Annotated in this window: 12 protein-coding genes and 2 pseudogenes; 8 read left to right on the top strand and 6 right to left on the bottom strand. The window is 70.8% G+C overall.

The genetic code is table 11. The annotated features are described in order from the left end of the window. Nucleotides 1-5: 5 nt before the first annotated feature. From ACZ7MX_RS00610 to ACZ7MX_RS00600, 3 genes and pseudogenes are all read right to left on the bottom strand, one after another. Nucleotides 6-1133, bottom strand: a complete 1128-nt coding sequence (locus ACZ7MX_RS00610) for a DUF5954 family protein (protein ID WP_472127931.1) — start codon at nucleotides 1131-1133, stop codon at nucleotides 6-8. A 144-nt stretch (nucleotides 1134-1277) separates the two neighbouring features. After that, nucleotides 1278-1613 (bottom strand): annotated as a pseudogene (locus tag ACZ7MX_RS00605) (IS5/IS1182 family transposase); the annotation flags it as partial. A gap of 71 nt (nucleotides 1614-1684) precedes the next feature. Next, the gene (locus ACZ7MX_RS00600; protein ID WP_472127929.1) at nucleotides 1685-2461 is read right to left on the bottom strand and encodes an alpha/beta fold hydrolase; all 777 of its coding nucleotides are present in this window, start codon (nucleotides 2459-2461) and stop codon (nucleotides 1685-1687) included. Nucleotides 2462-2554: 93 nt separating this feature from the next. On the opposite strand from ACZ7MX_RS00600, the gene ACZ7MX_RS00595 reads away from it, so the two are divergent. Beyond that, nucleotides 2555-3400 (top strand): helix-turn-helix domain-containing protein, encoded by an 846-nt coding sequence (locus tag ACZ7MX_RS00595; protein WP_472127927.1) that lies wholly within the window; start codon nucleotides 2555-2557, stop codon nucleotides 3398-3400. Between the two features lie 358 nt (nucleotides 3401-3758). Here the strand turns inward: ACZ7MX_RS00595 and ACZ7MX_RS00590 are convergent, their stop codons facing one another. Beyond that, nucleotides 3759-4646 carry an AraC family transcriptional regulator gene (locus tag ACZ7MX_RS00590; RefSeq protein WP_472127925.1) on the bottom strand — a complete coding sequence of 296 codons (888 nt, stop codon included), beginning with the start codon at nucleotides 4644-4646 and terminating at the stop codon, nucleotides 3759-3761. Nucleotides 4647-4723: 77 nt separating this feature from the next. Between ACZ7MX_RS00590 and ACZ7MX_RS00585 the strand changes: the two genes are divergently transcribed. The 7 genes from ACZ7MX_RS00585 to ACZ7MX_RS00555 all read left to right on the top strand — a co-directional run bounded on the left by ACZ7MX_RS00585 (nucleotide 4724) and on the right by ACZ7MX_RS00555 (nucleotide 12048). After that, the gene (locus ACZ7MX_RS00585; RefSeq protein WP_472127923.1) at nucleotides 4724-5581 is read left to right on the top strand and encodes an alpha/beta fold hydrolase; all 858 of its coding nucleotides are present in this window, start codon (nucleotides 4724-4726) and stop codon (nucleotides 5579-5581) included. Nucleotides 5582-5599: 18 nt separating this feature from the next. Then, nucleotides 5600-6811, top strand: coding sequence for an FAD-dependent monooxygenase (locus ACZ7MX_RS00580; RefSeq protein WP_472127921.1), 1212 nt, complete (start codon nucleotides 5600-5602; stop codon nucleotides 6809-6811). Nucleotides 6812-7328: 517 nt separating this feature from the next. Further along, nucleotides 7329-7439, top strand: coding sequence for a keywimysin-related RiPP (locus ACZ7MX_RS00575; protein ID WP_106974916.1), 111 nt, complete (start codon nucleotides 7329-7331; stop codon nucleotides 7437-7439). A gap of 33 nt (nucleotides 7440-7472) precedes the next feature. Beyond that, a complete protein-coding gene (locus tag ACZ7MX_RS00570) occupies nucleotides 7473-9350 on the top strand; it encodes a lasso peptide isopeptide bond-forming cyclase (RefSeq protein WP_472127919.1) in 1878 nt (625 codons plus the stop codon). Between the two features lie 39 nt (nucleotides 9351-9389). After that, nucleotides 9390-9644, top strand: a complete 255-nt coding sequence (locus ACZ7MX_RS00565; protein ID WP_472127917.1) for a lasso peptide biosynthesis PqqD family chaperone — start codon at nucleotides 9390-9392, stop codon at nucleotides 9642-9644. Further along, complete coding sequence (locus tag ACZ7MX_RS00560) at nucleotides 9641-10075, top strand: lasso peptide biosynthesis B2 protein (RefSeq protein WP_472127916.1); 435 nt, start codon at nucleotides 9641-9643, stop codon at nucleotides 10073-10075. Before ACZ7MX_RS00565 ends, ACZ7MX_RS00560 begins: the two co-directional genes overlap by 4 nt. Beyond that, nucleotides 10072-12048: an ABC transporter ATP-binding protein gene (locus ACZ7MX_RS00555; protein ID WP_472127914.1), complete on the top strand. Its 1977-nt coding sequence runs from the start codon at nucleotides 10072-10074 to the stop codon at nucleotides 12046-12048. The genes ACZ7MX_RS00560 and ACZ7MX_RS00555 overlap by 4 nt, the downstream gene beginning before the upstream one ends. Before the next feature lie 268 nt (nucleotides 12049-12316). Here the strand turns inward: ACZ7MX_RS00555 and ACZ7MX_RS00550 are convergent. Together ACZ7MX_RS00550 and ACZ7MX_RS00545 are read right to left on the bottom strand one after the other, a co-directional pair. Continuing rightward, nucleotides 12317-12480 (bottom strand): annotated as a pseudogene (locus ACZ7MX_RS00550) (amidohydrolase); the annotation flags it as partial. A 160-nt stretch (nucleotides 12481-12640) separates the two neighbouring features. After that, the gene (locus ACZ7MX_RS00545; RefSeq protein ID WP_472127912.1) at nucleotides 12641-13141 is read right to left on the bottom strand and encodes a hypothetical protein; all 501 of its coding nucleotides are present in this window, start codon (nucleotides 13139-13141) and stop codon (nucleotides 12641-12643) included. Nucleotides 13142-13739 lie beyond the last annotated feature (598 nt).

Below are 13739 nucleotides of genomic sequence, written 5' to 3'. Positions count from 1 at the left end.
ACTTGTCAGACCGAAGGTTCGGCCTCGTCGTCTGCGTCCTCGGGGAGCATGTTGCCGTCCTCGTCCAGCACCGGGTGGATGCGCTCAGGGTCGTGCCTGTCGATATCGGACGGGCGTGGCCCTTCGGGGCCGTCCGGGCCCCAGCGCAGCAGGCGGCGGGTGCGGCAGATCCGGTAGACGGTGCCCTCGACCTCGAGCTGGTTGACCCGGCCGGCGCGGAGCCGGTCGGCGGCCTCGGCGTAGGCGGCCAGCTCCGAGGCCGCAGGGTCGACACCTTCGGCGACCAGGGTACGTGCGTCGACATCCCTGTCAGCGCCCACCGGGACGAGACCCCGTCTGCGTGGCTCCCACCATGTCAGGGAAAAGTCCAGTGTCTTACGGGCCTCGTGCGCACTGCCGTGCAGGGCGCTGGCCAGCACCCACCCACCACCCTCACCCTGCTCCACCACCGCGAACGTCGCAGGCAGCAGTAGGACGTCGGGATGGGTGTCCACCGCCCGCTGCGAGTCGCTGCGTACGTCGTCGGGGAACCGGGAACCGGTGTAGGCCAAGCTGCGCAGCGCCAGGCGCTCCGCGGCTTGAGCCGGGGTGATGGGGGCGTCGGGATCGAGGAGCAGCCCGTCATCGATCGGTGCCTCGAAGGTGCCGCGGGCCCAGTCGGGCCTGACCGGCTCCGGATCCGTCGGGCGCGGCTGCTCGATGCCGTCCGCGTCCATGCCGGCGTACTCCTCGGCACGCACGATCCGATAGCGGGTCCCGAGCACGGTGAGTTCGTCGACGCGTTCGCGCTCCAAGCGGGCGACCGCCGCCAGCAGAGCGCGCCGTTCCGTCCTGTCCTGGGCATCGTCCTTCGCCCGGAACCACAGCAGCGAGTTCAGGCTGTCACGCGCCGTCTGCGGACAGCCGGCCGTCACTGCGACCACCACCTGCCACTGCGGTCGCTTCTCCGCCGCCACACTCTGCGCTGCCACCCCGAACAGCGGGCCGCGCACCGCCAGCGCGTCGACCTGCACCACGGCGTCCATCGCGTCCGCCTCCACGGCGGCCTCCACCGGTTCTACAGGAAACCGCACCACCACCGGCCACGCCCCGCCCGACCCCGTCTCTTCCTGGTCCGTCTTTGCCTGGTCCATGCCCCTATCCTGCCGACCACGGCACATCGTCCTCCTGCATTTCCTGATTCCTGCCTTATTCGCGGACTTCACACGCTATGAGGGGAGCCGGGAGGGGCGTTGAGAACTCGCGCAGATAGGCAGATAGGCAGATAGGGCGTCTGCTCATGGGCGCAGGTAAGGGCGCGCCTTCCAGCGGTGAGTCCTCCATGCTTGGCGGATCGGACTACGTACGGTGATGACGGCGTCGGCGAGGTCGAAGAAGGCGTCAATCACGGTGAGTCGACGCTCGTAGCATCGGGTGAGGCGGTGGAAGGCGTTGTGCCAGGCGTGGGTGCGCTCCACGTGCCACCGTCGACTTTCCTGAATCGGTCCTTTCTCTCGCCGCTCACCGCGTTGCCCCGGACCCCGGGCGGCTGGCTCGGGGAACAGGTCGTCCACGATGCGGTGCCGGCCGCTGTGCGGCCGGCGTACAAGCAGATCTGTCGGGTGCGGTGCAACGCGGCAGGGCCTTTCCCGGCCCCGTGGGCGGATGATCAGGGGCACAGCCCGTCGTCGGGCCGCGGGGACGGTCAGGCTGCCGGCGCGAATGCGGTGATGGCGTCGACGAGGCCGGCCGGGGCTTCCAGCGGGATCAGGTGACCGGTGTGGGGGATCACCACGAAGTCGGCTTGGGAGAGGTAGGGCACCAGGTTGTCGCGGAGCACGCCGACGGGCTCCACCTGGTCGTGTTCTCCGGCGACGACGAGAGCGGGCACGCTGACCATGCGCGTGTGCTCGGTGATGTCCTGCGCGATGCCGCGCTGCGGCCACTCGGTGCGGGCGGCGTCGGTGACGGTCCGTGAATCGGTCACGATCTGCGCCTTGACCGGAGCGGGCAGCTCGGTCGCGGTGAGGACGTGATCCCGTGCCCCGGCCACGGACTCGGCGGAGTCGTAGGCGTGCGACAGGGCTTCCTGGTACTCGGGAGTGACCTGTGCGGCGGGCTTCGCCGGGCCGGAGCCGACGAGAACGATGCCGCGCAAGCCGGCGGGCCGGGTGGCCGCGACCAGCTGTGCGACCTTACCCCCCATCGAATGCCCCACCAGGACGTAGTCGGTGACCCCCGCATCCGCGAGCACGGCGAGCGTGTCGTCGGCGAGCTGACCGAGCGTATAGGGACCGGGCAGAGCGCTCGACCGGCTCCACCCGCGGAAGTCGACCGTGAGCACGTCACGGCCCGCCAGGCGGTCGACGACGAGGTCCCAGGTGCGGGCAGAACCACCCCAATAGTGCAGGAACACCAGAGTCGGCCCGGTCCCCGTCCGATGGTCATAAGCGGGCAGAAGCGTCTGCTGCGTCGTGTTCATGATGGCTCTTCCGGTCGATGCTCTAGGCGATTGTCCTGTGGATTCATTGAAACTTCTGTACCCGGACGGGGCATCGGCGTGACTGGTCGCTCGATGGTGAAAACTGGACACGTGAGCATGATCCGGCAGATGACCTACCAGCCCGCAGGAGGCCGCGCCGCCTCGGTCGAGACGATGACGTTCGACCGCCTTCGCGAGCTGAACGACGGCGGCACGCAGCGCGCCGACTTCCACGTCCTTGCCCTCATCGACGCCGGACCCGGCTCCGTCACGGTCGATTTCCACCTCCACCCGCTCCAAGATCGGTCCGCGGTATGGATTCCCCCCGGCGCGGTGCACCGGTGGGACGACATCGCCGAAGTGGCAGGGCACCTCGTGCTGTTCGTGCCGACCGCGCCGGTCACCCACACCACCCGAGAACTCGTCGCCTCCCCGGACCTGGCCGCGCACTGGAGCATCCCCGACGCCGACTGGCCCTTCGTCGACACGGCGCGCAGCCATCTCCTCCTCGAAGCATTGGCCCCGCCCAGTGACTCCTCGACGGAGCTGCCCGACATCCTGCTCTCCGCGCTCATCACCCGGCTGCACCCACCGCACGCCGAAGCACGGCTCACACATCCGGTGTTCCGGTTGTTCCGCTCCAGCGTCGAAGCGCACTTCCGGCAACACCACGACGCCGGCTACTACGCCCGTGCGCTGGGATATGCGCCCCGCACCCTCTCACGAGCGGTGCAGCAGGCCACCGGCCGCACCGCGAAGGCGTACATCGTCGAACGGATCACCCTGGAAGCCAAACGGCTCCTCGCACACGACCGCCTCACCGCCGCCCGCTGTGCCGACATACTCGGCTTCTCCGACGCATCCAACTTCTCGGTGTTCTTCCACAAGGCCACAGGCAAACGCCCGGGCGCGTGGCAGGCGACGGTTGCCGCCGAGTGAGGAGGTGCCCACAAGAACACTCACATCTGTGATCACGTGCCGTCACAACCCCATGATCGTGCCCGCCGTGGTCGCCGTGCCCGCCGTGGAGAAGCCATCAACACGGCCCCCGCGGTACGTCGACCTGCGCCGCCTCGGGACGTCCCGCGTTGCTCCCTCGTTCCACACGAGCCGGCGGACGTCCTTCGCCCAGGGGGCGTGGCCATCACAAGCATCGAACTCAGTCATCTGGACGACTCTTTGCGGTCGGTACAGCGCGGTGCGACCAGGAACGGGCGGCGCCCTTTACCGCCGAACGCCACCCGCCCCGCCCCGCCCAGCGCAGGTGACCGCGGCGACGTGCACGGCGGTAGCCGTCTCACTTCCGGCCGGCGACCGAGCCGGGATCGCTGGGGACGTGAGGCTTGGTGAGTGTGCCGCGGCCGGGCCATGCGAGGTCGTCCACCGCGAGGAACGGCTCGCCGGCCACGGTCGCGGGAGTTGCCCCGGTGAACGCCATGACGTCCCGATGCAGGTGGGACTGGTCGGCGTAGCCGGCGTCGGCCGCGACGTGGGCCGCGCCTTCACCCGCGACCAGGCGGTGGGCGGCATGGTCGAAGCGGACCAGCTTCACGGCGCGTTTGGGCGGCAGACCGAGCTGCGACCGGAACCGGGCCCACAGGCGCTTACGGCTCCATCCGACCTCGGCCGCGAGTCCGTCGACCCGGGTCAGGCCACGGCTGCCGACGATCCGGTGCCAGGCCCAGGCCACCTCCGGGTCCACCGGCGGCCCCGCCTCATGCCGGCGGGCGAGCAGCGCGTCCGTCAACGCGAAGCGGCCCTGCCACGACGAGACATCGCCCAGTTGCTCGCAGATCCGCGACACCTCCCGGCCCCACAGGTCGCCCAGGGACACGACGGCGCCGTCGAGGTCGGCGGGGGAGACGCCCAGAACCGCGCGTGCGATCACCGGGGACAGGCGCACCTGCACGCACTCGAGGTTCTCTCCCCGCGCCCGGGCCTCGCCTCCGGACCCAAATCCGGGCCCGGCGACGAGACTTCCCCGCTGCTGCCGCCCGGCGGCACAGTCAAGGACGGGCGAGCCGGCGCCGAATTCCAGGAGCAGCGTCACGGCCGGATGCGGGACCATCCGGAGCGCATCGAGGTCACGAACACGGAACCCGGCCATGGTGAGACCGGCCACCCTGCTGGGCCGCTGCGGGCATGCGACGTCCCATACAGCCGCACCGTGCATGAAAGTCCGCACCGCCCCATGCTATGGGAGCGGGATGAGGGGAACATTTATCCAATCCGCCCGCGGGCACCGGCGGCGACAGTGAGCTCATGACTGTTTCTGACGGCGGACCGCACGTGAAGGGCGGCGCCGAGGCCACCGAGAGCTCGACCCTGTCGCTGGACGACGGCGACATCCACGTGTGCCAGGACGGCCCCCGCGACGCCCCCGCACTCCTGCTCCTCCACGGGTCCGCATCCTCGACCCGCTCGTGGGAACCGCTGGTTCCGCTGCTGACCGGATCTCACCGCGTCATCCGGATCGACCTGCTCGGGCACGGCCGGTCGGCCAAACCGGCCGATCGCAGCTACGCGCTTCCGGACCAGGCACGCCGGGCGGGCGTGGCACTGGACCGGCTCGGCGTCGAACACGCCGTGCTCGTCGGGCATTCCAGCGGCGGCGTGGTCGCCACCGCCGTCGCCGAACAGCGACCAGACCTGGTGACCGCGCTCGCGCTCATCAACACCGGACCCAGCCTGGACGCCTTCATCGCACCGCAGTCCACCGCCGTCGGACTCTCGCAGTGGCCGCCGACCGACGAGCAGATCCGCGGCTTCGCGAGCACCGCTTTCAGCCGCGCGGGCTACCAGATCCCACCAGAACTCCTGGACGACGTGCGCTGCATGACCCACCACACGCTCACCACAACGATGCAGGCCACCCGCACCTACCTGGAGCAGCAGGCACTCCCGGACCGGCTGACGGCCCTCGGCAAACCGCTACTGGTGCTCTTCGGCGAGGACGACCGCAGGTGGCGATCCTCTTCCGCCGCCGACTACCGCGCCGTTCCGGGTGCGGAAGTCGCGTTGCTGCCCGGTCTCGGACACTCACCCCTACTTGAGGATCCCCCGAGGACCGCCACGCCCCTGCTGGCCTTCACCACGATCCACGCCGTACGGGTGGACTGAATGACCAGGAGGAGTGCCATGCGGATTCTCGTCTCCGGCGCCGGCGTCGCCGGTCCGGTGCTGGCGTACTGGCTCACCAGGCACGGCTTCCGTGTCACCGTCGTTGAGCGCGCGCCGACTCCGCGCAGGAGCGGCGGCCACGCGGTCGACCTTTTCCGGCCCGCGATGAACATCTCGGAGAAGATGGGCGTGCTCCCGCGGGTCGAGGAGCGGGCCACCGGCACCAGCCGGATGACGGTCCATCAGGAGGGCGCGCGGCGTCCCGTCCGGGTGGACCTCTCCAAGATCTTCCGTGCCACCTCCGACCGGCACGTCGAGATCATGCGCGACGACCTCAGCGAGATCTACTACGACGCCGCGCGAGGCGACGTCGAGTACGTCTTCGGCGACTCGATCACCGCGATCTCGCCCGACGGCGAGGTGCGGTTCGAAAACGCCGCGCCGCGCCGCTTCGACCTCGTCGTCGGCGCGGACGGGCTGCACTCCCACGTGCGCCGCCTCGTCTTCGGCGACGAGTCCCGCTTCAGCGCCTTCATCGGGGCGTACTTCGGGGTGTTGACCCTGCCGAATGTCTCCGGGCTCGACGGCGAGCTCCTCATGCACGTCGGTGTCGGCCGCACGGCCGGCATGTACGGCGTGCGGCACCTCGACGACGCGCGCGCGTTGTTCCTGTTCCGGAGCGAGCGTGAGCTCGACCACCACCACGACGTGGCCCGGCAGAAGGAGTTGCTGCGCGGTGCGTTCGACGGCCTGCACCCTGACGTGGACGGTTGGCTGGACGAGCTCGACCGCACGCCGGCGTTCTACTTCGACTCGATCACCCAGCTCCGTATGGACACCTGGTCGCGGGGGAGGGTGACGCTCGTCGGCGACGCGGGCTACAGCCCCGGCCCGGCCGTCGGCGGTAGCACCAGCCTGGCCGTCGTCGGCGCGTACGTCCTCGCCGGGGAGCTGGCGCGGGCGGGCGGTGACCACGAGCTCGCCTTTCCCGCCTACGAGCGCGCGATGGCGGAGCACGTGCGCGGCAGCCGCGCGGCCGCGCTCAGCGCGGCGAAGACCCTGATCCCCACCTCACGCCTCGGCGTGCGGGGACTGGCCCAGGGCGCCCGTCTGATCTCAGCCCTGCCCGCGGGGCCCAGCCGCGCCCTCCTCCGCCTCACCACCAGGAGCGCACGCCTCCACAACTCCATGACCGTCGACGACTACCCACCGTCGCCCACCGCATCATGAGGCGGGGCAGCCTCGCGGGTTTACCCCCGAGGCGGGCTCGGGGTGGAGTGAGGAGTGGCCGCCGCCGTCGACGCCCTGGTCCGCACCGACCTCGCCCGCCACGCCACCGGGCAATGTACGGCGTGCCCCCCGGCGGATTGAGGTAGGGAGCGCCCGGTTCGCGCTCTTCGGTTTGCCGTGCGCCCCTCCTCCCGACCGGATGGAGGGTCGGGTTCCGGAAACGCAGTTCAAAACGTTTCGTTGCCGCGAAATTTACTCACTGACTTTGATTCACTTTTTTGCGACGCCCTCTACATGCCGGTTTTCGCGCCCGGCATCTCGTCGTTAAGCCGAAAATCATACTTTCCTTTCGGGGGTTGCAGAGGGTCGAGGGCCTGCAACTAGCTTCGTCTGCGAACGCCCCGCCTCCTCGTTCCGGGCCTCCGATGGGCTCGGGCGCCGGGACGGCCGTGGACCGGTATGCCGGTTCGCGGTCGTACCAGGGGAGGCGGACGCGACCAACGACGAAGGAGACGTCATGAAGAAGGCTTACGAGGCACCGACCCTCGTCCGGCTGGGGACGTTCCGGAAGAAGACCGGGCTCCTGAACAGCTCCGGCAACGACCGTCTGATCCTGAGCAAGAACTGACCGCGGACGGCTGACGGATCGCTGCCCAGCACCATGGCTGATTCGCATCAGAGCAAGGGACCGGGCCCCGGCGACGCGCATTTCGCGGTCTTCCCCGACCGCGCGGATGCGGCCGCCGTGGCCCGCTCCTGCTCCTTCTCACGCCCAGGAACCCGCATCCTGACGCACACCTCGGGCCGGCCCTGGCTGGTCGGGCACTGGAATGACGACGAGCTCGTCACCGCACGCGCCGGCCGGGCGGCGCTCGCCGTCGTCGGATGCTGCCCCGTCGACGCCGCCGAACTCCAGCGTTACGCAGCCAAGTTGAGCGACCTGGCCGGGCTCGACGAGTTGGCGCGCACACTGCCCGGAAGCTTCCACCTCGTCGCCGCGCTCGACGGGCAGCTCAGGGTGCAGGGCACCGCGTCGGGTCTCCGGCTGGTGTTCCATGCCGCCGTCGACGGTGTCCAGACCGCCGCCACCAGCGCGGACGTCCTCGCGGACGCGCTCGGCGCCGGTCCGGACGTGGCGCAGCTGGCCGTTCGGCTGCTGTGGCCGGTTCCCCATCCGTTGTTCGAGGCTCCGATGTTCCCGGGGGTCACGGCCGTACCCCCACAGGACGCACTGATCATCGCGGCGGACGGGCGGACCGCGCGGCGGTCCCGCTGGTGGACACCGCCCGAGCCCACACGGTCGCTCGCCGACGGCGCCCCCGTCGTACGGGAGGCACTGGCCGCCGCCGTCGATGCCCGCACCAGGCAGGGCGGCGTGGTCAGTTGTGACCTTTCCGGCGGGCTGGACTCCACCTCGATCTGTTTCCTGGCGGCGCGGTCGTCGGCCCGGGTGGTGGCCAGTACCTGGCCCGGACGCGATCCCGCCGACACCGACCTGCACTGGGCGCAGCAGGCCGCCGGTTTCCTCCCGGACCTCGACCACGTCATCTGGGACGCCGATGACTCGCCGCTGGTCTACACCGATCTGCTCGACATCGACGATCTGCTGGACGAACCGACCATCGGCGTGATGGACCGTGCCCGGGTGCTGCATCATCTGCCGGGGCTGGCCGAGCGGGGCAGCCGGCTGCATCTGACCGGTATCGGTGGCGACCATGTGGCGTGGTGTTCCGAGGCCTACTACCACCGGTTGCTGCGGACGCGTCCGCTCTTCGCCCTGCGCCAGCTGCGCGGGTTCCGGGCTCTGTGGGAGTGGCCGCTCGGCGGCACCGTGCGAGCACTGGCCGATTCCCGGCCGTACGGGAAGTGGCTGGCCGACGCCGGTCGCCGGCTGCGCGGCGCCCCGCCGCCGTCCGTCGCCGGCAGTCTCGGCTGGGGCATGGCCCCCCGGCTGTTCGACTGGGTGAGCCCGGAAGCGGAACGGATGGCGGGGGAGGCGCTGCGCGCGGCGGCCGGGCAGGCCACGCCCCTGCACCGGGACCGTGGGCTGCACACCGACCTGGAACAGATCCGTTCCTGCACCCGCATCATCCGGCAGTGGGACCGGATGGCTGCCCGGGCCGGGGTTCCCATGGCCTCGCCCTTCTTCGACGACCGGGTGATCGAGGCCTGTCTCGCGGTCCGCCCCGGTGAGCGCGTGACGCCCTGGCGCTACAAACCCCTGCTGGCCGCCGCCATGCAGGGCGTCGTACCCGAGGTGTGCCTGCGGCGCGGCAACAAGGCCGAGGCCTCGATGGACGCCTCGAACGGGCTACGGGAACACCGCGGCGACCTGATGGCGCTCTGGGAGGACTCCCGGCTGGAACAACTCGGCCTGGTGGACGGCGACGCCCTGCGCCGGCTGGCCCGGCGCCCCTCCGCGCCCGGACTGCGCGACGCGATCCTGTACTCGACCATCGCCTGCGAAGTCTGGCTGCGCAGCCTCGCCCGTACCACCGGGCCCCGCACCACCGACAACGCGGTCTCGCCCGCCTCTTGACGCATGTCCTCACCGGGCTTCGGCAGAAAGGCTCTCACCATGGCACTGCGGTTCGGCGCCGAGGTCTCCACGGCGGAGACCGACTACGGCACAGTACTTCTCGATGAGCGCAGCGGGGACTACTGGGAGCTCAATCCCACCGGCACGCTGGTGGTCAAGACCCTGCTGGGCGGTGGCGAGGAAGGGGACGCCGTCGACGCGCTGGTCGCGCGGTTCGACATCGACCGGGCACAGGCGACTCAGGACGTTGCGGCCCTGGTGCAGGAACTGCGGGCATCCGGACTGGCCGCATGACGACCCCGAGCGCACTGGACCGGCCGGCCGGCGTCCCGTTCACCCGACGGCTCGCCGCCCGTAGCGTCCTGCTCCCCGCCCTCGCCCTGTCCCTCCTGCCGCCGCGCCGGCTACGCGCGGTCCTCTCCCTCGCCCGCCGCGGCGCCACACCCGCCTCCGCCGCACAGGCCGCGGCGGCACGTGACGCGATGTGCGCGGCGAGCCTGCGCTGCGCCGGTCCGCGCGGCTGTCTGCCGCGCTCGCTGGGCGCCGCCCTGCTCTGCCGGCTCCGTGGCACCTGGCCCACGTGGTGCACCGGGGTGCGGGTGGTGCCCCCGTTCACCGCGCACGCCTGGATCGAGGCGGAGGGCCGCCCGGTCGCCGAAGGGCTACCGGACGGCTACTTCACCCGCCTGATGGTCGTCGCCCCGGTGAGCCGGACGGACCCGTGACCGGAACCAGCGGGGAGGTGCCGACCTCGCCGGGCGAGGCGCGGTCCTCGCCCGGCGGCGACCGGTCCACGCGGGCCGCGGTGGTCACCCTGTTCCGGCTCACCGCAGGTCACCGGTCCTCGATCGCCATCGCGACCGCGCTCACCATGGTCGGCTCCGGCCTCGGCCTCGCCCAGCCGCTCGTCGCCAAGCACATCGTGGACCGGAGCGGCCAAGGCCCGCTCGCATGGCCGCTGTTGCTGCTGCTCACCGTGCTCTTCGGGGCCGAGGCCGCGACCGGAGCAGTGGGACGCTTCCTGCTGGAACGCACCGGGGAGGGCGTGGTGCGCGCCCTGCGCCACGGCCTGGTGGCGCGGCTGCTGCGTCTGGAGATGAGGGAGTACGACCGGCACCGCAGCGGTGATCTGATCTCCCGGGTCACCGCCGACACCACCCTGCTGCGGGAAGTGGTGGCCCAGGCGCTGTCGGACCTGGTGTCCGGGGCGCTCGTCGGGGCGGGCGCGCTGGCGCTCATGGTGTGGCTCGACCCGCTGCTGCTGCTTCTGATCGCGGTGACCATCGCCGCCGCGGCGGGGGTCGTAGCCTCGCTGTTGAAGGGCATCCGGGCGGCCTCGGAACGCATGCAGAACTCCGTCGGCGCGATCTGCGCCGACCTGGAGCGTGCCCTCGGCGCCCTGCCGATGGTCCGGGTGCACCGTGCCGAGGACCGCGAGGCGCGGCGCATCGGGGAGCGGGTCGAATCGGCGTACAGCGCGGGCGTGCGGACCGCGAAACTGGCGTCGATGATGAGCCCGGCGGTCGAGCTCGCCGTCCAGGGTTCGTTCCTGCTCGTCCTGGTCATCGGCGGCCTGCGGGTGAACGGCCGGGCCAACTCGCTCGGCGACCTGGTCGCCTTTCTGCTGTACGCGTCCTATCTGGTCCTGCCGCTGTCCTCGGCGTTCCGGGCGGTGGGCCTGATCCAACGGGGCATGGGGGCGTACCAGCGGATCGAGCAGGTGCTGGCCCTGCCCACGGAGCCCAATGAGCCCGAGGGACACGGGCAATCCGCGGAGTCCGCCGAGCCCGCGAAGTCCGCGAAGTCCACGAAGTCCGCGAAGCCCATGATGCGGGAGACGCCGGCCGTTGTGGGCCATCCACCCCGACGGGCGGAGGCATCCGGCAGGAACGAGCGCTCGGGGAGGGGCGGGGCACCGGCACTCGCCCTGCGTGACGTCCACTTCGGCTACGACGCGGAACGCCCGGTGCTGCGCGGCGCCTCCTTCGACGTCCCCCACCGCCGGCAGGTGGCCCTGGTCGGCCGGTCCGGGGCGGGCAAGAGCACCCTCTTCGCGCTGGTGGCCAGATTCTACGAACCGGACGCCGGAACCCTGCTGTTCGGCGGACGGCCGGCCACCGAACTCGGCCGTGCGGAGTGCCGGGCCCGCATCGCCGTCGTCGACCAGAACACGCACGTCGTGCACGGCACTCTGCGGGACAACCTTACCTACGCCGACCCCGGTGCCGACGAGCACCAGGTCCAGCGCGTCATCGAACTCACCCAGCTGGAAGAGGTGGTGGCACGACTGCCCGGAGGCCTGTCCGGCGCACTCGGCGAACGCGGCAACACGCTGTCGGGTGGCGAACGACAACGGGTCGCTCTGGCGCGTGCCCTGCTCGCCCGGCCTTCCCTGCTCCTGCTCGACGAGCCGACCGCGCATCTGGACGCCCTCAACGAGGCCGCTCTGACCCGGGTGATGAAGGACGTCGCCCAGGAGTGCGCGGTGCTGGTGATCGCGCACCGGCTCTCCACGGTCCAGCACGCCGACCGCATCGTCGTGCTCGAAGACGGCCGTACCGTCGCCTCCGGGCACCATGAGGAACTCCTCACCACCAGCCCCGTCTACCGCCGCCTGGCCGCCGGCCAGATGCTGCGCGCGGCCGCCACGACGCCGCCCGCCGTGGCCGTACGCCCTGCCCCGCCCGGTCCGCAGTGATGGGGCCCCACCCCTCGCGCACGTCCGGCGTCATGACGTCAGGGACAGGCGCCTCCGCCGGTGCCGGGAGCCTCGACACGGGGGCTGCCGATCGCCGGCATCTGGCCCGCCGTCCATGTCTGGCAGGGCATCCGGTGAAGAGGGGCAGGTGGCTATGCGGCGGGCCGCGTGGTTCCGCACGATCCGGCAGGGGCCGCATCGAGGACGACCAGCCATCGCCGGTGGACAGTCACACCGGGGCCGACAGGTCCATGAGCGCGAGTTCGTCTTGGATGCGGGAGCCCTCGGGCAGCCGCCGCTGCACCACGGCCAGGGTGTTGAACAGCTGGATGAGCGCGGCGAGGGCGTCCAGGCCCTCGGTGGGGTTGCCCGTCGGGTGGGCGGCGCGCCCTGGAAGCCGACGCGGTACTGCACCTGGGCGGTCAGCGGGGAGGCCGCGGCGCGTAGAGACTTGTCCGCCTTGCTCTACTCGCCTTACCAATGGCCCCACAAGTAGCTCAACGACTTGCTCTACCAGCGGCTGGCATTATTCACGCGTCATGGTTCTGGCTCATATTGCGTGAACCGGCCACGGTGGGTCATGCGACGCCGTTCAAAGACTGTTGTTCACGTGCACGTCGGTGGCGAGAAAATCTCGCGCTGCGGAAATGACCCGGTGGATGTGCTGCTGTTCCGGAGGCTGATCGTTCAACATATCGATTCTTCTCGCCAGATCAACGATGGGTTGCAGCGCGGCGGGGTAGCCGAGTTCGGCCGCAGCTTCCTGGTAGATCAGTTTGGCTCCGTGTAGGGGATCGAGCTGGTGCGCAACGATCTGACCCGCCCACCAACGGGCTGCGGCCCACCGCGCCTTGGTCAGATCTTCCGAGGCCAGCGGCAGCAGACCCAATTCTTCCAGCACAAGGTCGAAGAGCCCGCGGGCCTGGTGGGGGTACTCACCGCGCGCGAGCCCAGCCAGCAGGGGAAGCGAGGGAGCCTCAACGTCGGCCGTCAGGGCGTCCAGGCCCAGCTGGACCAGATAGGCGTCCGAGGGACGCTGCCAGGGCGCCATCAGCAGGTCTGCAGCGGCCATGCGCATCAAGCTGATCGCCACTACTGAGTCCACGCTGTGCCTCGCCACCTCACCATCGTTCCATGAACGACGGCGAGCACGCCGACACCTGCCCGGAGCGCCTGGCACGATGCCAAGCCGGCCGCGGGCGCGGCCTCGAACGGCCCCGCCCACCTGCCCGTTGACCAGTGGGGAAATCTGGGCACCAAGAGGCTCTTCCCGGCGGCTACGGCCGCGCGATCACCCGGGCTGCCGAACAGGGCGGCCTGGAGGCCCGGATCACCGGCCACTCCGGCCGACGCGGGTGGTCACCACCGGCCGCAAGCGCGGCGAGTGCGCCGGGAAACTGCGTGCCCAAGGCGGCTGGTCCCCCAACAGCGCCGGATCAAAAGGAGGGTGGTCGCGTTCGACCCGGAGAAGGCAGTCCGTGTGGCTGCCGCCTACGGCGCGGCTGAAGGAACTGGAGCAGTCGGGGCCCCGGCAGGGGAGCGGCAGGAGCCAGGCATCGGGCTCGGCCGGTCAATCCGGGCCGGCTGCACCAACCCGGACCGTTGAAATGCCAGGGGCGCGAGCCGGGCCTGGCATCGCCACCCGCTACGAGCAGGCCGCCGCCATCTACCTGGCCGGACTTCACCTCGCC

The sequence above is a fragment of the Streptomyces sp. NPDC107765 genome (assembly GCF_055657085.1).
Note: the sequence above shows the minus strand (reverse complement) of the source record. Positions and strands in the feature narration are given on the sequence as shown.

Coding starts and splice junctions, on each gene's coding strand:
- ACZ7MX_RS00600 (WP_472127929.1), bottom strand. CDS start 2,461: ATGAACACGACGCAGCAGACGCTTCTGCCCGCTTATGACCATCGGACG.
- ACZ7MX_RS00610 (WP_472127931.1), bottom strand. CDS start 1,133: ATGGACCAGGCAAAGACGGACCAGGAAGAGACGGGGTCGGGCGGGGCG.
- ACZ7MX_RS00565 (WP_472127917.1), top strand. CDS start 9,390: ATGGCACTGCGGTTCGGCGCCGAGGTCTCCACGGCGGAGACCGACTAC.
- ACZ7MX_RS00560 (WP_472127916.1), top strand. CDS start 9,641: ATGACGACCCCGAGCGCACTGGACCGGCCGGCCGGCGTCCCGTTCACC.
- ACZ7MX_RS00580 (WP_472127921.1), top strand. CDS start 5,600: ATGCGGATTCTCGTCTCCGGCGCCGGCGTCGCCGGTCCGGTGCTGGCG.
- ACZ7MX_RS00585 (WP_472127923.1), top strand. CDS start 4,724: ATGACTGTTTCTGACGGCGGACCGCACGTGAAGGGCGGCGCCGAGGCC.
- ACZ7MX_RS00575 (WP_106974916.1), top strand. CDS start 7,329: ATGAAGAAGGCTTACGAGGCACCGACCCTCGTCCGGCTGGGGACGTTC.
- ACZ7MX_RS00595 (WP_472127927.1), top strand. CDS start 2,555: ATGGTGAAAACTGGACACGTGAGCATGATCCGGCAGATGACCTACCAG.
- ACZ7MX_RS00570 (WP_472127919.1), top strand. CDS start 7,473: ATGGCTGATTCGCATCAGAGCAAGGGACCGGGCCCCGGCGACGCGCAT.